At 55.8% G+C, this 18,245-nt stretch carries 14 protein-coding genes; 8 read left to right on the top strand and 6 right to left on the bottom strand.

The annotated features are described in order from the left end of the window. Positions 1-31 precede the first annotated feature (31 nt). Both ACXAF0_RS07880 and ACXAF0_RS07875 read left to right on the top strand, forming a co-directional pair. On the top strand, positions 32-1,552 hold the full coding sequence (locus ACXAF0_RS07880) for an alanine/glycine:cation symporter family protein (RefSeq protein WP_475345340.1): 1,521 nt from the start codon (positions 32-34) through the stop codon (positions 1,550-1,552). Positions 1,553-1,759: 207 nt separating this feature from the next. Further along, positions 1,760-3,406: a U32 family peptidase gene (locus ACXAF0_RS07875; RefSeq protein ID WP_475345339.1), complete on the top strand. Its 1,647-nt coding sequence runs from the start codon at positions 1,760-1,762 to the stop codon at positions 3,404-3,406. 742 nt (positions 3,407-4,148) lie between these two features. Here ACXAF0_RS07875 and ACXAF0_RS07870 read toward each other — a convergent pair. Then, on the bottom strand, positions 4,149-4,754 hold the full coding sequence (locus ACXAF0_RS07870; RefSeq protein ID WP_475345338.1) for a DedA family protein: 606 nt from the start codon (positions 4,752-4,754) through the stop codon (positions 4,149-4,151). A 110-nt stretch (positions 4,755-4,864) separates the two neighbouring features. After that, complete coding sequence (locus tag ACXAF0_RS07865) at positions 4,865-5,278, bottom strand: DUF3830 family protein (RefSeq protein ID WP_475345337.1); 414 nt, start codon at positions 5,276-5,278, stop codon at positions 4,865-4,867. A gap of 626 nt (positions 5,279-5,904) precedes the next feature. Here ACXAF0_RS07865 and ACXAF0_RS07860 point away from each other — a divergent pair. Together ACXAF0_RS07860 and ACXAF0_RS07855 are read left to right on the top strand one after the other, a co-directional pair. Further along, positions 5,905-7,038: a type III PLP-dependent enzyme gene (locus tag ACXAF0_RS07860; protein ID WP_475345336.1), complete on the top strand. Its 1,134-nt coding sequence runs from the start codon at positions 5,905-5,907 to the stop codon at positions 7,036-7,038. 23 nt (positions 7,039-7,061) lie between these two features. After that, positions 7,062-7,568: a GNAT family N-acetyltransferase gene (locus ACXAF0_RS07855; RefSeq protein WP_475345335.1), complete on the top strand. Its 507-nt coding sequence runs from the start codon at positions 7,062-7,064 to the stop codon at positions 7,566-7,568. Between the two features lie 81 nt (positions 7,569-7,649). Here ACXAF0_RS07855 and ACXAF0_RS07850 read toward each other — a convergent pair whose 3' ends face one another. Together ACXAF0_RS07850 and ACXAF0_RS07845 are read right to left on the bottom strand one after the other, a co-directional pair. Further along, positions 7,650-9,212: a YbaY family lipoprotein gene (locus ACXAF0_RS07850; protein ID WP_475345334.1), complete on the bottom strand. Its 1,563-nt coding sequence runs from the start codon at positions 9,210-9,212 to the stop codon at positions 7,650-7,652. Positions 9,213-9,347: 135 nt separating this feature from the next. Next, entirely contained in the window at positions 9,348-10,238 is an 891-nt protein-coding gene (locus tag ACXAF0_RS07845; RefSeq protein ID WP_475345333.1) for an SMP-30/gluconolactonase/LRE family protein, read from the bottom strand. 304 nt (positions 10,239-10,542) lie between these two features. Here ACXAF0_RS07845 and ACXAF0_RS07840 point away from each other — a divergent pair, with 304 nt between their 5' ends. From ACXAF0_RS07840 to fhuB, 4 genes are read left to right on the top strand one after another with little or no spacing between them, the layout of a single operon-like run. Next, positions 10,543-11,319: an ABC transporter ATP-binding protein gene (locus ACXAF0_RS07840; protein WP_475345332.1), complete on the top strand. Its 777-nt coding sequence runs from the start codon at positions 10,543-10,545 to the stop codon at positions 11,317-11,319. 42 nt (positions 11,320-11,361) lie between these two features. Further along, positions 11,362-12,327 carry an iron-siderophore ABC transporter substrate-binding protein gene (locus tag ACXAF0_RS07835; RefSeq protein WP_475345331.1) on the top strand — a complete coding sequence of 322 codons (966 nt, stop codon included), beginning with the start codon at positions 11,362-11,364 and terminating at the stop codon, positions 12,325-12,327. A 12-nt stretch (positions 12,328-12,339) separates the two neighbouring features. Next, positions 12,340-13,275 (top strand): ABC transporter substrate-binding protein, encoded by a 936-nt coding sequence (locus ACXAF0_RS07830; protein WP_475345330.1) that lies wholly within the window; start codon positions 12,340-12,342, stop codon positions 13,273-13,275. Further along, positions 13,272-15,284, top strand: coding sequence for a Fe(3+)-hydroxamate ABC transporter permease FhuB (fhuB, locus tag ACXAF0_RS07825; RefSeq protein ID WP_475345329.1), 2,013 nt, complete (start codon positions 13,272-13,274; stop codon positions 15,282-15,284). The genes ACXAF0_RS07830 and fhuB overlap by 4 nt, the downstream gene beginning before the upstream one ends. Before the next feature lie 15 nt (positions 15,285-15,299). Here the strand turns inward: fhuB and ACXAF0_RS07820 are convergent, their stop codons facing one another. Together ACXAF0_RS07820 and ACXAF0_RS07815 are read right to left on the bottom strand one after the other, a co-directional pair. After that, positions 15,300-15,713, bottom strand: coding sequence for a hypothetical protein (locus tag ACXAF0_RS07820; protein WP_475345328.1), 414 nt, complete (start codon positions 15,711-15,713; stop codon positions 15,300-15,302). A 90-nt stretch (positions 15,714-15,803) separates the two neighbouring features. Further along, the gene (locus ACXAF0_RS07815; RefSeq protein WP_475345327.1) at positions 15,804-18,209 is read right to left on the bottom strand and encodes a TonB-dependent receptor; all 2,406 of its coding nucleotides are present in this window, start codon (positions 18,207-18,209) and stop codon (positions 15,804-15,806) included. Positions 18,210-18,245 lie beyond the last annotated feature (36 nt).

Below are 18,245 nucleotides of genomic sequence, written 5' to 3'. Positions count from 1 at the left end.
CAATCACACGAAGTTTAACCGGAGAAGCATCATGTTCTGGAAAAAGACAGCAGCGGCCAGCGCCGTTGCAATGATGTCGGCCATCCTGCCGCAAATCGCACACGCGCAGGAAGCCGGCCTTGATGAGAAAATCAATCAGGCGATCGCACCGATTTCAAATGTGATTGCCGGTACCATGTTCTATTCCGTGCCGATTGCCGGCACTGCCTTTCCGCTGATTGTCGGCTGGCTGGTGGTGGCTGCAACGATCTTTACGCTCTATTTCGGTTTTGTGCAGTTTCGCAAATTCGGCCACGCCATATCGCTGGTGAAGGGCGACTATTCCCATCCCGAAGATGCCGGTGAAGTTTCACACTTCCAGGCGCTCGCCACCGCCCTTTCGGGCACGGTCGGGCTTGGCAACATTGCCGGTGTGGCCGTGGCTGTTTCCATCGGTGGACCGGGTGCTACATTCTGGATGATCCTTGCCGGTCTGCTTGGCATGGCATCGAAATTCACCGAATGTACGCTGGGTGTGAAATACCGCACCGAACTGCCTGACGGGCGTGTGTCGGGCGGTCCGATGTATTACCTGTCCAAAGGTTTGGCTGAAAAAGGCAAACCGGGCCTTGGCAAGGTTCTGGCCATCCTGTTTTCGATCTGCTGTATCGGCGGTGCTGTTGGCGGGGGCAACATGTTCCAGGCCAACCAGGCCTTCCAGCAGGTCGTCAATGTCACCGGCGGTGAAAACAGCTTCCTGGCGGGATCAGGCTGGTTGTTTGGTCTCATCATGGCAATCATTGTCGGCGTCGTGATCATTGGCGGGATTAAATCTATCGCCAAGGTGACCGAAAAAATCGTGCCGCTGATGGCGATCATCTATGTCACCGCAGGCCTGATCATTATCATCAGCAACATCTCCATGGTTGGCGATGCCTTTGCCCAGATCTTTGTCGGGGCCTTTACCGGTGCCGGTGTTGCCGGCGGTGTGGTTGGTGCGCTGATCCAGGGCTTCAAACGTGCAGCCTTCTCGAACGAAGCGGGGATTGGCTCGGCGGCCATTGCCCACTCGGCCGTACGCACCAAGGAACCGGTCACCGAGGGCTATGTCGCCTTGCTTGAACCGTTCATTGATACGGTCGTGATCTGCACCATGACCGCCCTTGTCATCACCATCAGTGGCGAGCTTAATTCCGGCCTGACCGGTGTTGAGCTGACATCGGCGGCATTCGCTTCGGCCTTTACCTGGTTCCCGCTGATCCTGGCGCTGGCGGTCGTGCTGTTTGCCTTTTCGACCATGCTGTCATGGTCCTATTACGGGCTTAAAAGCTGGACCTATCTGGTCGGTGAAGGCAAAGGCAAGGAGATCATCTTCAAGCTGTTCTTCTGCCTGTGCGTTATTGTCGGGGCTTCCATGAGCCTCGGTCCCGTGATTGATTTCTCGGACTCCATGATCTTTGCCATGGCGATCCCGAACATCATCGGTCTTTATTTCCTGATGCCCGTCGTGCGCGGCGAGATCAATCAATACTGGAACAAGATCGACAGCGGCGAGATCAAAAAGGTCAAGTAAGCCGAAATTTTGAAACGATTCCAAACACCCCTGCCCTTGGCGGGGGTGTTTTGGTTTGCGCCTTGCGCTGATGGCATGGCAGCCGATCATGGCGGTGACTATGCAAACCCCGGCAAATATGCGATTTTAATCGGCACAGGCAGCAGGCTGTGATAGAAGCCGCGCCAGAGAGATTTCCCGTATGACCTATAAGAAGACCCGCAAGTGATGAGTGATCAATCGCGCCGTTCCGAATTGCTGATGCCCGCAGGCTCGCTCGAAAAGCTGAAAGTTGCCGTGCTTTATGGCGCGGATGCCGTCTACATGGGCACGCCAGACCTGTCGCTGCGCGTCAAAAGCCAGATGTCGCTGCAAGACGTGGTCGACGGCATCGAATTTGCCCACAGCCATGGTGTGCGGGTCTATCTGACACTCAATCTGTTTTCGCATAACAAGGATATCGACAAGCTGCCGGAATATGTCGATACCGTGCGCAAATGTAAGCCCGACGGCCTGATTGTTGCCGATCCGGGTGTTTTCATGTTTGTCCGCGAACATGCGCCGGAGCTTGATCTTCATGTCTCGACCCAGGCCAATGTCTGTTCGTGGCAGTCTGTGAAATTCTGGCAGAGCATTGGCGCGAAGCTCGTCGTGCTCGGCCGTGAGGTTTCCTATGAGGAACTCACCGAAATCCGCGAAAAATGCCCCGACATCAAGATCGAGGCGTTTGTGCATGGCTCCATGTGCATGACCTATTCCGGTCGTTGCCTGCTCTCGAATTTCATGGCTGAACGTGGGGCCAACCAGGGGGCATGCGCCAATAGCTGTCGTTGGAAATACAAAGTCCACATGAAGCTCAAGGACGGCACGGTCAAGGAACTCAAACTGACCGAGGAAAACCTCGAGATGTTTGACTTCTTCCTTGAAGAAGACATGCGTCCGGGCGAGCTGATGGAAATTCAGGAGGACGAGCGCGGATCGTACATCCTGAACTCCCGCGATCTTTGCATCATGCCCAAGCTTGAGGATTACCTCAAAATCGGTGTCGACAGCCTCAAGGTCGAAGGCCGTGGCAAAAGCCCCTATTACGCCGGTCTCGTTGCCCGTGCCTACCGCATGGCAATTGATGACTGGTACAAGGATCCGGAAAACTGGTCGGCCGAAGAATATATGAAGGAACTCTCGACCATTCCGAACCGGGGCTACACGCTTGCCTTCCATGACGGGCGCCTGACCAATTACGCGCACGGCTATGACAGCAACACCAACGTCTCGGACTGGGAATTTGCCGGTCAGATCGTCGAGGTCGAAGACGACGCGTTTATCATGACGGTGAAAAACCGCATGCTGCCGGGTGACGTGATCGAAATCGTCCCGCCGCGTTCGCGCCAGACCATTTTCATCCGCATGTATGAATTCATCGATGCCAAAACCGGCAAGGTCGGTGAAGCGGTGCACGCCAACACCCATCCGCTGATCCGTCTGCCGTTCTCGCTGTTTGAACAGGAAGACCCGGAATTCCTGCGTCGCGAAATCGTTCCGATGACCATCGTGCGCAAGGAAAAGGCGCTTTCGGAAGATGAATGGCAACGCCTGAAACTTGATCAGGAAGGCCACAAGATCGAGATGGGCAAGGGCAACGAAGACCGTTATGACGCCAAGCGTGATGCGCTTCAGACCGCCCTTGATGACCGTCAGAAGGAACGCTCCTTCCGCACACCACGTGTTGGCACCAAGGGTTGCTGTGGCCGGGGGTGCAATGGCTGCCTGATCTTCTGGCACGACCCAACCTACGCCAAGGCCCGCGAAGTTCTTGCCAAGCGCAAACAGGGCGAGATGCTTGAAAAAGACGGCAAGACGATTGCCGCTGAATAACCCCTCCATAAATTCCACTCAAAGTTGACTAAGTAACACAAATAACCGCATAGTTATCCTCACACACGTAAAAAAGGGTGGGGGGATAAAAAGTGCAATTTTTGCCTTATAGCGCGTTTGAGCTGAACAGAGACGACAAAGGAACTCTCCTTCTAGATAGAGAGAGTAGAAGGGCGTTTTGGGAAGCAACAGATGCAACGGACCCAGGCTTAGCTGATGGTTGTGGCTGCTATATATTTGCTCTACGTTCCGGTAGAGGAGTTACACCTTGGTATGTCGGTAAAGCTGCCAGGCAATCTTTTCGGAAAGAATGCCTAACGGACCACAAAGTCGTTAAATACAATGGAGCACTGTTATCGTATGACAAGTGCACGCCTCTGTTGTACTTTTACGCTAGGATAACTGAAAAACGTAAGTCGTTTTCAAATCCCTCCAAAAATGGCCATAAGGATATTGATTTTCTAGAAAGTCTCCTGATCGGTGTCACAATTAGAAAAAATCCACACCTACTCAATATTAAGGCGACTAAGTTTCTTAGAGACATGAATGTCCCGGGATTTATAAATTCCTCATCTGGGGCTCCCAGCAAAATGACTTCTGAAATGAAACGCATGCTGGGTGTATAAAGTATTTTCGTTTGGTCACCCTTTACTTAAGAGTCGCATTTGCCTTTTCATCAAACGAAAAACGGCAGCCTCATCAGGCTGCCGTTTTGCTTTGTCAGGTAATCATGCGCCTGTGATCAGTGTTCGGCACTTTCCGCGGCCTTTTCAGCCTGTGCTTCAAGCTTGTCGATCCGGCGCAGGGCAAACCAGCCGATCGTGATAAAGACCAAAAGCAACATCGGGCTCAGCATCGCAAGGTTATGTTCGATCAGCTCTGACATCCCCTCGCCGACGCTATAGCCAAGACTGAAGTAAAGTCCGGCCCAGAGGACCACTGATGTGATGCTGAGCGGCAGGAAGCGGATGAACGACATCGAACTCATGCCGACCGGAAAGACGCCAAAGGACCGTACCCCATGCGGATAACGGCACAGGAGGATATAGGCGATGCCATAATGCTCAAACAGACGCAGGGTCTTGCGCATCCACATCGACAGCGCGTCGGGCATTTTCGCGACAATCGCATCGCCATATTTCCGCGCCAGCCCAAAGCGCAACATGTCGCCGATGAACCCGCCGACAATCATCGCAGTCAAGGCCGGAACAGCCATCAGGCTTTCAGCCGCAACCAGCATGCCCGCAAAGACCGGCAGGATACTGGCCTTGCTGACACAGTAGGTAAAGATCAGGATATAGATGAACTGCTGATATTCCTGAACCCACTGATTGATTGTTTCAAACACGCTATACCTGACCGGAAAAATTGCAGACGGGATGGCCTTTTATGCCAATCGGCGCGCACAGAGAAGTGCGCCCGATCACACAGGCATCCCACAACCACAGTGGCTGTTACTTATGCCAGCTCGAACTTGATCGGCTGCGCGCCTTCCCAAAGCGTCATCTTGCCAAGCTTCTCGACGTCCTCGAGATTGCTGGTGATGGTGATGAAGTGGTTTCCAGCGAGCTGACCAACCTTGGAGGCGAAATGCACCCCGCCATAGGCCAGCAGGATTTCGGTTTCGCTGATCCCGCCCGGATAAAGGATGATCTGGCCCGGGGCCGGAAAGCTGGTGTGGTTTTCATAATCGACACCGAACTGATAATCCCCTAGCGGCATCCACACACCCTCGCCGCTCCAACGCACATGAACGGCCTTGCTTTCAAACGGCATGCGATCCACGAACGCCTTGCAGGTATGGGGCGCCTTTTCGATTTCAAGCACCCCGTCAAAGGTGAACGGGCCTGCAGTGATTTTGATATTGGACATAAGAACTTCCTGACTGGGTGGCTCCAAAGTGCAGCGCGTCAGACGACGCGGCAAATTCGGGCCGGGACAAATGCATGTCCCAAGGGCTACACCGCCCGCCCATAAGCGTCAATCGCCTTGAAAATCGGCCTCAACTTATGCGCAAATTGCATTGCCCCATACCAAAACCTACCAGCTGAACCTGTTGCAAATCCCGGACGCGGCCATTCGCGCCATTTTTTGCGTTGCGGCATCACTTCTTCGACGATCCTGCGATTGTTTCAAGACAAAACGCATGAAAATTCCACTTGCGCCCAGATTGGAACAGGCGTAAATCCCGCCTTGCCCAAAGTCGCACGTGCCTGTGGTGGTCCTGCTTACTGGAACCCGTAGGACTTACTTAAAGCAACGACGGTGTAGGGCTTTTTTGGTCTCAGGTGGCGTCCAAATCCACCGACACTAAAGAGGCACACCATCATTGCCCACGTGCGGAGTGGCTTTTCCATTCCATAGCGAGGCAGACTTCGCAAGTTCCGGTTGGCCCCGGGACTAAACAGCATGCAGGTAGTCCGCGTCATCGCGCCTCCACCGCGCGCACGCATCAGGTACATGCACGCTGCCATATCGTGGAATGGGAGAACGCCCCAATGGCAACTCAGCGTATTATTGATTTTCTCGCACAGAACCGTCCGGAAGGCCCGTGCCTTGTTGTTGATCTCGATGTTGTTCAGCGCAACTACGAGACCTTTACCCGTGCCCTGCCGAGCTCGCGCATTTTCTATGCTGTCAAAGCCAACCCGGCACCAGAAGTTCTGAGCCTGCTTGCCGATCTTGGCAGCAACTTTGACACCGCATCCGTCCCGGAAATCGAAATGGCGATGGCTGCCGGTGCCACCCCGGACCGCATTTCCTTTGGCAACACGATCAAAAAGGAACGCGACATTGCGCGCGCCTTTGAACTTGGTGTGCGTCTTTATGCCGTTGATTGCGTCGAAGAAGTTGAAAAAATCGCCCGTGTAGCACCGGGTGCGCAGGTTTTCTGCCGCATTCTGACCGATGGCGTTGGCGCAGAATGGCCGCTGTCACGCAAGTTCGGTTGCGCACCAGGCATGGCACTCGAAGTTCTTGAGCATGCCCATCACATGGGTCTGGATGCCTATGGCGTGTCCTTCCATGTCGGCTCGCAGCAATGCAACCTTGATGCATGGGACACCGCCCTTTCCGAGGCATCGTCGATCTTCCGGACCCTGGCGGACAAGGGCATTCATCTTCGCATGGTCAATATGGGCGGCGGTTTCCCGACCCGGTATCTGCGCGATATCCCGGCAACCGAAGCTTATGGTGCGGCGATTGTCGATGCGCTTCACAGCCACTTTGGCAACCACATGCCAGAAACCATCATCGAACCGGGCCGTGGCATGGTCGGTGATGCTGGCGTGATCAAGGCCGAAGTCGTTCTGATTTCGCGCAAACATGCCGACGATCCGGTGCGCTGGGTGTACCTTGATATCGGTAAATTCGGTGGCCTTGCCGAAACCATGGACGAAGCGATCCGTTATCCGATCACAACCATCCATGACGGCGACGATGTTGCGCCGTGTGTTCTGGCTGGTCCGACCTGTGATTCTGCCGACGTGCTTTATGAAAAGACCCCGTATGACTTGCCGGTCTCGCTCACCATCGGGGACGAGGTCCTGATTGAAGCAACCGGTGCCTATACCACCACTTATGCATCCGTGGCGTTCAACGGCTTCTCGCCGCTTGCCGCCTATGTGATCTGACCCCGCTTGGGAAAGACAGGCCAATGATCACGATTGATCGCGAAGGTGCCTATGCGCACATCGAACGTGAAAAGCTGCTGGATCGTGTCATGGGGCCGGCACGGTTTCAGAAGTCGTCTGAAACCCTGCGCCGTAACCGCCTTCCGGCCGACGGTCTGGCGTTTGTCGCCTTTGATGACAAACAACTGATCGGCACGGTCAGGCTGTGGAATGTCAATGCCGGCGATGCCGGGGATGCCTTGCTGCTCGGCCCGCTTGCTGTCGACAAGATCTATAGCGGGTCCGGTGTGGGTGCCGGTCTGGTTTATGCTGCCCTGAATGCCGCACAAGCTAGCGGTCACCGTTCGGTTCTTCTGGTCGGCGATCCGGATTACTATGCGCGCTTTGGCTTCAATGCCGCGCCTGCAAGCGGGCTTTTGATGCCCGGCCATTTTGATCGTCACCGGTTCCAGGCGATCCATCTTGGCAATGACGATGTTTTGAGCGGATCAACCGGCATGCTGAGTGCCACCGGGGCGATGATCCACTAGAACATCAAAACATATCGACAAAAAATCCCGGCCCGGGTTTCCCCGGCCGGGATTTTTGTTTTGCATGTGATCCTGAACAAATCAGCAGGTTTTCTCAGACAACCAACCCACAAAGACGCCCTTCTGCACAAGCCGTTCATGGGCAAAGCATTCCCCGTCGGGATAAGCACCACTGGCCGGAGTGAAACGGACGATGTCTTCGCCGGGCAGAATGTTGGTGGTGACTTCGACCAACTCGGTCTGCGCGGTCCCCATGCCGTCTGCTGGCACCAGACAATCATGACGCCCGCCATTGCCATTGATGGTGCGCACACCGACCATGCCATGGTTCATCGGCCAGGCTTTCAGCACTGAGACCAGATCACCGGGATTTTTGGCAAGGCAGGTGGTGATTGCTGGCATCATTTCATCAAAATAACGCGTCCAGACCCCGTCCCCTTCTGCTTTCAGCTCCTCGACTGAAACCACCGGGAAATCGCCGGGTGCAAGGGTAAGGCTGGCGGCCTCGGTTGGCATGGCAGAAACGGCGCAATGGAAATCGCCGGACGGGGTTGTCCAGATGGCATCTGCCCCCTTGCCGCGCAGTTCATAGATTTCATTGCCATAACCATATCCTGATCCGGTTGGCATTTGCGCCAGAATGATCGGTTCACGGCCCCGGAATTCAACAATGGCGCGCTTGGCATCCTGATCAAAGGTCACAGCAAAACGGCTTTTGTCATCACAGATGAACAGCTCCGGACCGGTGCGCGGGTCAGGCGTGCTGTTAAGCTGACTTAGCATGGCATCAATCCGACTGAGCGCCACCTTGCTTTGCGACAGCGCACCGCTGATTTCATGTTCGTCGGGCTGACTGACAAAGCCATTGACGGTTTTGCTCCCCGATTTGAACCGACCCTTCGCAAAATCAAGTTTAAGGGTGTATTGCAACGGCTGATCATCGTTGGCCCCACCGTAATTGACCCGCTTTGCGTCCTCGGCAAAGCGCAAAAGCTGCCCATTGCGGTAGTAAAGCTTCACGTCACTGGTTCCGTAATCGCCAAGATCGCGATGCTCATCGACCAGAACCGGTTCGCCCTCTGGCGAGATATAAGCATTGTAGGTCACGGTATAATCGGATGCGGAATACTGCCCGGGAATGACCCGCATGTCGGTCAGTTTGGCGTCAATTGCGGCAATATCAGCGTCAACGCCCGACGCATCGCCCTTGCTTTGCGGACGCGCAATTTGGCGCACAAGGATGTCAACATCACTTGGCGCATCGCGGGTCAGGACCGGATAGGCCTGATCATTGCGAAACAGAAGGTCGCCCTTTTCATTGACGATTTTCGCTTCGACCACATAGCTCATGCGCGGATCGATATCTTCTGCTTCATAGGGCAGGATGAAAACCATCGGCGGGTTGGCAACCGGTTGACGCAAGGACGCGATTTCAACCGACGGCGCGTCGGCCTGCGATACATCAAGCAAGCGCACGACAAGAAACGTATTGTCTGGCGAAAGGGCGATCCGTTCGCGATAACTGACCGACCCGGTGACACTGTTGCCGGGCGGTTGCAGGGCTGCACAGCCCGACAATATCCCGACCATGCCAAGGACAATCATTGCCCTCGCCCACATGGTTGTGGCGGTTACAGGTTTCATTTTAACCCCGGTTTGCTCGTTTTTTGGTGGCGCGTTTGCCGCGCAACATAATGGTGACGCCAAACATAGCGAAAACCAAGGCCAAAAATGGGCAAAACAGCTGCCTTGCCCGATTATGGGCACACAAAGGTCGCCTTAGCCCTTAAATCGGTGGCACGGTTGCCCGGCAATATCGGCCTGGATCGACAAAAGCGCCCCTTCAAGGGCGTTGCCATTGCCTTCCAGCCCGACCGCGGCCGAGGTGATATAAAGCGTTTTAAGGTCAGTGCCGCCAAACACACAGCTACTCGGTTGGGTGACCGGCAATTCGATCACGCGGTCCACGCTGCCATCCGGGGCAAAGCGCATCAGGCATCCCCCACCCCAGCGCGCGTTCCAGATATAACCATCCGCATCCATCGCCGAGCCATCCATATTGCCGCGCTCCTGCGGACCAAAGAACGGCTTCGGGTTGGAAGGAACACCGGTTTCCATGTCAAAGTCGTAGACATCAAGCGTATTGGTGATGGTATCGCCAAAGAACATTTTCGTGCCGTCATCCGACCACAACAAGGTGTTGGAAATCCCGATATTGGCGCCGAACCGGACCACTTCACCGTCAGGCCCGACACGATTAAGCGTCCCGGTCGAAATCGTCACCGGCAGGTCCTCGCCATTCGGCCCGATATTGTTTTGCATGGTGCCATGCCAGAACCGGCCCATCGGATCGACCCGGCTTTCATTTGATCGGTTGCTTGCATGGTCGCTATCAGGGGCGACAAACGGTGTGGTCTTGCCGCTTTCGGGATCAAGAAAGGCCAACCCGTCGGCAAGGGCCACCAGAAGACCATCTTGTTCACGCGGCACGATGGCCGCAACCGGCTGATCAAACGTCCAACTGCGTGACCCGCCGTCGTCTGGGCGCAGGGCATAGGCGGTTTTGCCGACAATATCGACCCAATACAGCACCCCGTCCTGGGCATCCCAATGCGGGCCTTCGCCCAGCGTACATCGCAGGTTCGGCAAAACGGTTTTGACGTTGGACATGGTTTCTCCCTGATGACGATGCGGTTGTTTTTCCGCTTTGTATTTGTGTGATTATTCAAATCCCGGCACACAGCCGGATGCAATCACAATCCCTGGTTATTAGTGCTACCCAAAATGGCTTCATCTGAAAAGTCATTTTATATGATGAATAGACAATCCGCGTTATTTTTTGGCGCCGTGCAATCGCAACTCGGTTGCATTTGAGTTGCGTAATTGATAAGCATTCTCAGACTTTACAGTGCGCTTATCTGCCGCCGATTGGCGATGGCGCAAGTGATCCATCCCCGGCGCATGAGTTCTTTCCATGTTCGATCTGACAGACGTCGCTTTCAAAAGCGATGGCAAAAAGCCAAAGACATTGCTTGAGGGCATCACGGTCGGCTTTCCGACCGGGGCGTTCAGCGCGATTGTCGGCCATAACGGATCGGGCAAAAGCACGCTGATCAAGCTTCTGGCGCGCAAAAACAAACCGGCCTCCGGCGCCATTGCCCTTGATGGGCTGGACCTTGCCAATCATGGCACGCGCGATTTCGCGCGCAAGGTGGCTTATTTGCCGCAAAACCCGGTTGTGCCGCCGCACTTAAGCGTGCGCGAACTGGTGGCCTTTGGCCGCTATCCATGGCGCGGCGCCTTTGGGCGCTATCGCGACGAAGACCATGCCAAGATTGATCATGCGATGGCACTGACCCATGTGACCGGCTTTTCCGATCGTCTGGTCGCAAGCCTGTCGGGCGGGGAACGCCAGCGCGTCTGGCTTGCGATGCTGCTCGCCCAAGATGCACCAGTGCTGTTGCTCGACGAGCCGACCTCGGCCCTTGATGTCGGCCATCAGCGCGACATTCTGCAACTGGTCGCCGACCTTAAGGATCAGAACAATCTGACTGTCATCGCCGTGTTGCACGACATCGACATGGTCGGGCGGTTTGCCGATCACATTCTGGCCCTGCGGGGTGGCAAGACCTGCTGGCAGGGGAAACCGCGTGATTTCATGCATGGCGAAACCCTGCGCGATATTTTTCAGACCGATATCGACGTCATCAAACTCAGCAATCCGGAGCGGTTTGTCAGCTATGTCGCCTAACATGCCAGTTCTTTCACAACGCCAACAGGGATCAGGGAAATCATGATGTTCAAGCCTTGGGTGGCTCGCAAAATTGCGGGCCTTGCAATTGCCGCCGGAACCGCTGCTGTGGTCGTTACGTCCCTGCCTGCCAGTGCTGGGGAAACCTATTCCCATGAAATGGGCGAAATCACACTTGAGACCCATCCGAAACGCTTTGTGGCCTCCAACTGGTCACTGACTGAAAGCCTTCTTGCGCTTGGCATTAATCCGGTCGCCATCCCCGAGCCAGACGGATACCGCCTGTGGGTGGTAAAACCCGAATTGCCAAAAAATTTCATTGATCTCGGCAACCGTCGCGAACCCAACCTTGAAGCACTTGATGAAGCGAAACCAGACGCCATCCTGATCGGTAGCGAAATCTCGATGGCCTATGACAAGTTATCAGACTATGCGCCGACCCTGGTTTATTCGATCTACAATACCGGCAGTGACGAACCCGCGATTGACCGGGCCGAGGCGCTTTTGCGCAATGTTGCCAAACTGGCGGGCAAACCGGATACCGCCGAAGACGTCATTGCATCGGTCAATGCCCGGATTGAAGCCGCAGCAGCGCGAATTCGCGATCATGTCGGCGATGATGCCAAATTCGCCGTCGTGCGCATTCTTGATGACTCTCATTTCCGCATTCATGGCAAGACGTCGCTGTTTGGCTCTGTCCTTGGTCGTATGGGCTTTGACAATGCCTGGGACGGGGACGTCAACGGATGGGCATTTCGTAATGGCGATGTGTCCGATCTGGCAAAGATGGGCGATGTACAATTTGCCTATGTCGAACCGGTCGCACCGACCACACGCGAAAGCCTGTTTAACTCCGCAATCTGGAAGGCCATGCCGTTTGCCCGTAACGGCAATGTCCATGCCATCCCGTCCAGCTGGACCTTTGGCGGGGTTTTGTCGGCTGCACGCTTTGCCGAACTGCTGGCCGATGCCGTCACCGGCACTGACACCTCCGCAAGTGGTTCGTAAGGGATACGTGGCATGAAGATCCTTCGCGCGCTTGTCGGCCCGGTTTTGCTGTGCGCTGCCGTTATGATCACGGCGATGTCGCCCGCCATGGCCGATCCGATCGAGATCGAGCATGAACGCGGCATCCTGCGCCTTGATGCCCCGGCCAAGCGGGTTGCGACCATCAACTGGTCCTTTACCGAAAGCGTGATTGCCCTTGGTCTTGATCCGGTGGCGATCGCCGACCCGCAAGATTATGTCGACTGGGTTGCCAAGCCTGACCTGCCCGAAAGCTTTGTTGATCTTGGCCAGCGCGCATCGCCCAACCTCGAAGCGCTTCGCGCATCAAAGCCCGATCTGATCATCGTGGTGCCCGATATCGGCATGGCGTATGAAAAACTGGCCGAAATCGCACCGGTTCTGGAACTGCGTTTGTTTAACGGCAAGACCGCGGCCTTTGAAACCGCCCGCGAGGTTTTGGGCAAGATCGCCAAGGCCACCGGGCGCGAGGCAGAAGCCCAAGCCTATCTCGCCGATGTCGATCAAAAGATGCTCGATTATGGCAAGCGGATCAAAACCGCCATCGGCCCGGATCAGAAGATCAACGTTGTTTTCTTCTTTGATGAAAGCAATGTCGGGATTTTTGCCGATATCTCGTTGCCCGGGTCGGTGATGACGGCGATGGATGTGCCGGTTGCCTATGACGGCGAGGTCAATAAATGGGGCTTTGGCCGGGGCGGGCTCGAAATCCTGGCCCCCTATGCCAAGGAAACACTGGTCTATACCAATCCGGTGCCTGATGTGGTGCTCGATAAGCTTTTGAATTCCCCGATGTGGAAGGTGATGGATTTCACCCGCAACAACCGGGTTTATGAATTGCCCGTCGTCTGGGCCTATGGCGGGGTGCCATCCGCGCTTCGCTTTGCCCGCCTTCTGACCGAGACGATTGAAAGCAGCCCACAAGAATGAGCACCGCGACCGCGCGCAATGCGGACCTTTGGGGGGCACTGTCCCTTCCAGCCATCCTGACCGGTATTCTGGGCGTTTTGACCCTTGCCGTGCTGGTGATTGATTTCTGGCCCTATCTTGCCAACGGCAATATCTCGCAGGCCCTGTTCAGCCCGGATGAAACCGACTTTGATCAAATCCTGTTTCATTTCAGCACCCTGCCCCGCCTTGCAATGGCGTTTCTGTGTGGGGCGGGTTTGGCACTCGCCGGGGCGGCGATCCAGACGGTGTTGCGCAACCCGCTGGCATCGCCAACCACCCTTGGCGTTGGTGCCGGTGTTGAATTTGCGCTGACCCTGTTTGTCCTTCTGGCCCCGGCATCGCTCGCCATGTTTCAGGAGGCCTTTGCCCTTGCCGGGGGTTTGATTGCGCTCGGTGCGGTTTATCTGATTGCAGCCAATCGCGGCAATGCGACGCTGTGGCTTATTCTCGCCGGGATGATCGTCAATCTGCTGTTGCAGTCGGGATCGCAGATCATCTTGCTGTTTAACGAGCAATATCTGCAATCGATCTTCATGTGGGGGGCCGGTGATCTGGCCCAGAATGGCTGGGACGATACGCAGTTTGTCTGGCCACGTGTGCTGATTGGCATGATTGCCATTCTGGCCCTGTCGCGCCCGCTTGATCTTTTGGCCCTTGGCGATGACACGGCGGGATCATTGGGCGCAAAGGTCACCATCTTGCGCCTGCTGATCCTTGGGCTCGCGGTATTTATCACCGCATCCGTAATTTCGGCGGCGGGCATGATCGGATTTGTCGGGCTTGCCATCCCCGCCGCCCTTCGCATTGCCGGGCTATCGCGATCGCGCGATTTGATGATCTATTCGGTTTTCACAGGCGGCTTTGCGCTTCTGCTTGTCGACTTTCTGGTCCGCCAGCTGAATGCCTTTGGCGGCGACCCGCTGCCGACCGGGGCGGCGACGGCGCTTTTTGGCGCGCCGTTTATCATCTTCATGCTGCGCAAGGCGCGCATCATGCCGGGCAACCAGAATGATGATCAGCACAGCGATCAACAGATCGTCTCCAAAACCGACCTTTCGATTGCGCTTGCCGTCAGCCTTGTGATCGGTGTTGTGTTTTCGCTGTTCGTCTCGCTTGATGGCAACGGCTTTGTCATTCTGGGCTGGCAGGACAGCAGTCTTGATATCCTGATCGGGCGATCAGAACGCACCTTTGCCGCAATGATTTGCGGCGCGGCACTGGCGGTTTCGGGGACGCTTATTCAGCGCGTCGGGCGCAACCCGCTGGCAAGCCCCGAAATCACCGGGGTCAGCTCGGCCACCGCCCTTGCCATGATCCTTGCGCTGTCTGTTTTCGGGTTTGGGCAGCGCGCGGAACTGATGGTGATCGGGGCTGCGGGCGGGATTGCATCGCTTTTGGTGTTGTTGGCCCTTTGTCGCAAATTCACCCATGCGCCGCATTACATGTTGCTCAATGGCCTTGCCATGACCGCCATTCTGGGCGCGATGGTCCGGATTGTCCTGACCCGAAGCGGCACCCAGACATCGATGCTGATGTCATGGCTGGCCGGGACGACCTATTTCACCAATATGAACGAGGTGATGATTGTCGCCGGTGTCACCGGTGTGCTTCTGATGATGGCCATCGCCCTGCGACGACCGCTTGAACTGGCGTCCCTTGGCACGGACCAGTCGATTTCGCTTGGCCTTGGCATTTCCGGATTCCAGTTCGCCATGATGCTGCTGGCCGCCATTCTGGCCGCCAGTGCAACACTTCTGGTCGGACCGCTGAGCTTCGTTGGACTGATGGCCCCGCATCTGGCGCGTGTGGCGGGTTATCGCCTTGCCGGCGGGCATTTGCTGGGTGCGGTTCTGATCGGGGTCAATGTCATGATGGTCGCCGAATGGCTGGCGCGCAACATGATCTATCCGGCCCAACTCCCCACCGGCCTGATCGCCGCCCTGATCGGCACCGGTTATTTCCTGATTTTGGCGGCCCGCAAACGTTAGCCCGGGGAAATCCCCTTAATCGCTTGAAACCGAATCCCAGTTGCGCGCCAGTTTAAAGGCGTGATCAAGGTTGTCAGTACGTTTGACCGCAAAGGGCAGCATGCGGGCAAAGTTGCTGTCTTCTTCATCGTCGTGATCATGATGGTCATGACCTTCATCACCGTGATGATGGCCTTCATCTACACGGACCAGACCCTTGGCAAACACATCCAGACGGTCGCGGTTGCGCTTGAACCAAGCGGCGGCCTGTTTGCGGATTTCGTGGTCCTGATTGATGAAACCCGCCACGCGAAAGATCAGAATGGCCGGTTCGCGGCGTTCGGCCAATGCATCAAGGGCCGCAATATAGGCCGCACCATCCGCCTCACTTTGCTGATCGATCATTTCAAACAAAACGATGTCGCTTTGCGGTGTTGAGGATCGGAACATCTCGCCTTCTCCTTGCGCGATTGGCCCGGCGGGGTGCCGCCGGGCCAGGGGTCTTATGAATGTCTCAGGCCGTACTTGGCCAGATCGCGATCAGAACTCGCGACGATAGCCAATCGTGATCGTGCGACCATGACCGGCAACCGAATAGCCACGCAGGGCTGTTGCGGCCGGGTTTTCGTAGCTGGTATCAAGAATATTCTCGACCCCGAAACGCGCCGTACCGCCCAGCAACGGGTAGTTCCCCGACAGATTGAAAACCAGGCTCGGCTTGATCTTTTCATCAGCAATCCGGTAACGGCCCGCCGTATAGGTGCCGTCAAAACGCATGTTCAGATCATCCCAGACATAGCTATCAACATAACCGGTAAAGCGGAACGGCGACGGAATGCGGTTATTGGGCAGCCAGCTGTCAAGATCACCGTCCTCGTTGGTGTCATAACGGCCTTCGACATAGGATGCCAAGGCCCCGATATAGGTATCGTCCGAGATGTCATACTCGCCGGTCAGCTCCGCCCCGATAATGCGTTCCTTTTCTTGGCTGAGCGTATTGGTCGAGCTGTCATAGTTATCGCCGCGGTCATTGGTGCTCATGTAAACTGCAGCCGTGGAACGGAAATCATCCCCGTCATAGCGTCCTGCCAGCTCATAGGTTTTGACCTTGGACGCCTCGACATCGATGTCATTGAAGTTAAGCGGAATGGATGTCCCCGTCAGACCGGCACGGCGGGTATAGGCACCGACATCTGGCACAGAAAAACCTTCGCTATAGCTAAATGACGTATCAATGCGATCCGTCCAGTGCACCACGGCAGATGCATTGTAGGTCACGGCATCATAGGTCGTTTCGCCGCCGGTAAAGGCCGCAGCGGCAAGGATCTGCTGCGCAACACCGCCGTTGTAGCGCATATAGCTCGGGCGGGTGAAATCCTTGACCGTCAGGTCATATTCCTCGTAACGCACACCACCGGACAGATCGACATATTCGGTGACCGGTGCCGAAAGCTGGGCAAAGACCGCCTTGCCATCCTGTTCCATCGGCGCACCGATATCCCGGTCACTGACCGTGCGGTACTTGACATCATCAAAGGTCAGGTCCCCACCCCAAGTCAGGGTCAGGCCTTCATAGGCAGCATCAAGGTTGGTATCGGTCGAGAGCTTCACACCGTATTTGACGGTATCAATAACCGATTGGCCCAGCGGATCTTCAATCGCGCCATTGCTGGCAAGCGAGACAAGCCCCGGGTTATGGTCGGCATGGTATTCTGCCCGTGCAGCCTGTTTGTAGCTGTCATTGTAAAACAGCTTCAGATCGCCAACACCGATCTTGCCGAAATCAAACTCGTACCCGGCAGTGAAATACTGACTTTCATCCTCAAGCGGCTGGGCGAGGTAAGGCGTGTCGTATTTGACCGACACCGGATCGGTTTCGAGGTCCGGATAATATTCAATATCCTGACGATAGCGCACGACTTCCGAAGACAGGAACATGCGATGGCCTTCTGCAAGCGTCACACCCGCCTTGCCAAAGACATTGAGGTCTTCGGCGTTGTCAAAACCGCCCTGGCCGAGCATCGCGTCGGATGGCACCTGATTGCCATAACCGTCATAGGCATTGCCGGTTTTTGAGCCGGTAACGCTGGCAGCGAGATCAACCGCGCCGATACCACCGCTGCCCGACAGGGTCAGGGACGGTGAGAAGCTTTCGCCGATGTCATCGGTGTAGCTTTTGACATGGCCATCGACGACAAACACGTTTTTGCCGACTTCACCGGTCTTGGTGATGATATTGATCGTCGCCCCGGTCGCGCCGTCACCGTTCAACGCGTTCGAGCCCGGGATGACTTCGATGCTTTCAACCTGCTGGATGTCGATCATCGAAAGAATACGGCTGCTATTGCGCAGTGGAGTGTTCCGCGCCACCCCGTCAACCAGCACCTGCACATCGCGGCCACGGAAGGTTTCCGTGCTGGCGATCAGGCTTTGGTCATCAAACATGAAACCCGGCACATTGTTGCGAATGACATTGGTAATATCGCTGCTTTTGGCCGACTGGGCTTCGATCTGATCCGAGCCGATTACCACGACCGACGGCGACATGGTGGCAATCGAGCGGCGCGAACGGGTCGCGGTCACCATGACTTCGGGCAGGATCAAGTTGTCTTGTGCATTGCTGGTGGTCGCCGATACCGGGCGGATAATCACACTGTCATCCGAGACGAACTCAAACCCGTAGCCCGACCCCGACAGAAGGCTTTGCAAAGCATCACGCGCCGACATGTCCGCAGACAGGTTGCCACTTTCCATCCCGGAAAGATCCCCCTGCACGACAAGCTGCAAGCCAAACTGATCGGCCACCTGATCAAGGGCGGCGCGTAGATCGCCGGCCGCGACCGTAACGGTCTGTGCGGTGTCAGCTGAGTTTTGTGCCAAAGCCTGCGGAACTGATGCAATCATCAGTGTGGCAACAAGTGCCGTGCTGCCCAAAAGACGGGACATTCCGAGCTTCCCGGTTTCCCCAAATTTCACGATATT

This window comes from Thalassospira sp. ABD4_177 (assembly GCF_056160125.1).
The sequence above is the reverse complement of the archived record's forward strand: the minus strand, read 5'-3'. Positions and strand labels throughout refer to the sequence as shown.

Excerpts from the sequence above, each read along its gene's own strand:
- ACXAF0_RS07880 (WP_475345340.1), top strand. The coding sequence starts at position 32 with ATGTTCTGGAAAAAGACAGCAGCGGCCAGCGCCGTTGCAATGATGTCG.
- ACXAF0_RS07875 (WP_475345339.1), top strand. The coding sequence starts at position 1,760 with ATGAGTGATCAATCGCGCCGTTCCGAATTGCTGATGCCCGCAGGCTCG.
- ACXAF0_RS07865 (WP_475345337.1), bottom strand. The coding sequence starts at position 5,278 with ATGTCCAATATCAAAATCACTGCAGGCCCGTTCACCTTTGACGGGGTG.
- ACXAF0_RS07860 (WP_475345336.1), top strand. The coding sequence starts at position 5,905 with ATGGCAACTCAGCGTATTATTGATTTTCTCGCACAGAACCGTCCGGAA.
- ACXAF0_RS07855 (WP_475345335.1), top strand. The coding sequence starts at position 7,062 with ATGATCACGATTGATCGCGAAGGTGCCTATGCGCACATCGAACGTGAA.
- ACXAF0_RS07850 (WP_475345334.1), bottom strand. The coding sequence starts at position 9,212 with ATGAAACCTGTAACCGCCACAACCATGTGGGCGAGGGCAATGATTGTC.
- ACXAF0_RS07845 (WP_475345333.1), bottom strand. The coding sequence starts at position 10,238 with ATGTCCAACGTCAAAACCGTTTTGCCGAACCTGCGATGTACGCTGGGC.
- ACXAF0_RS07840 (WP_475345332.1), top strand. The coding sequence starts at position 10,543 with ATGTTCGATCTGACAGACGTCGCTTTCAAAAGCGATGGCAAAAAGCCA.
- ACXAF0_RS07835 (WP_475345331.1), top strand. The coding sequence starts at position 11,362 with ATGATGTTCAAGCCTTGGGTGGCTCGCAAAATTGCGGGCCTTGCAATT.
- ACXAF0_RS07830 (WP_475345330.1), top strand. The coding sequence starts at position 12,340 with ATGAAGATCCTTCGCGCGCTTGTCGGCCCGGTTTTGCTGTGCGCTGCC.
- fhuB (WP_475345329.1), top strand. The coding sequence starts at position 13,272 with ATGAGCACCGCGACCGCGCGCAATGCGGACCTTTGGGGGGCACTGTCC.
- ACXAF0_RS07820 (WP_475345328.1), bottom strand. The coding sequence starts at position 15,713 with ATGTTCCGATCCTCAACACCGCAAAGCGACATCGTTTTGTTTGAAATG.
- ACXAF0_RS07815 (WP_475345327.1), bottom strand. The coding sequence starts at position 18,209 with ATGTCCCGTCTTTTGGGCAGCACGGCACTTGTTGCCACACTGATGATT.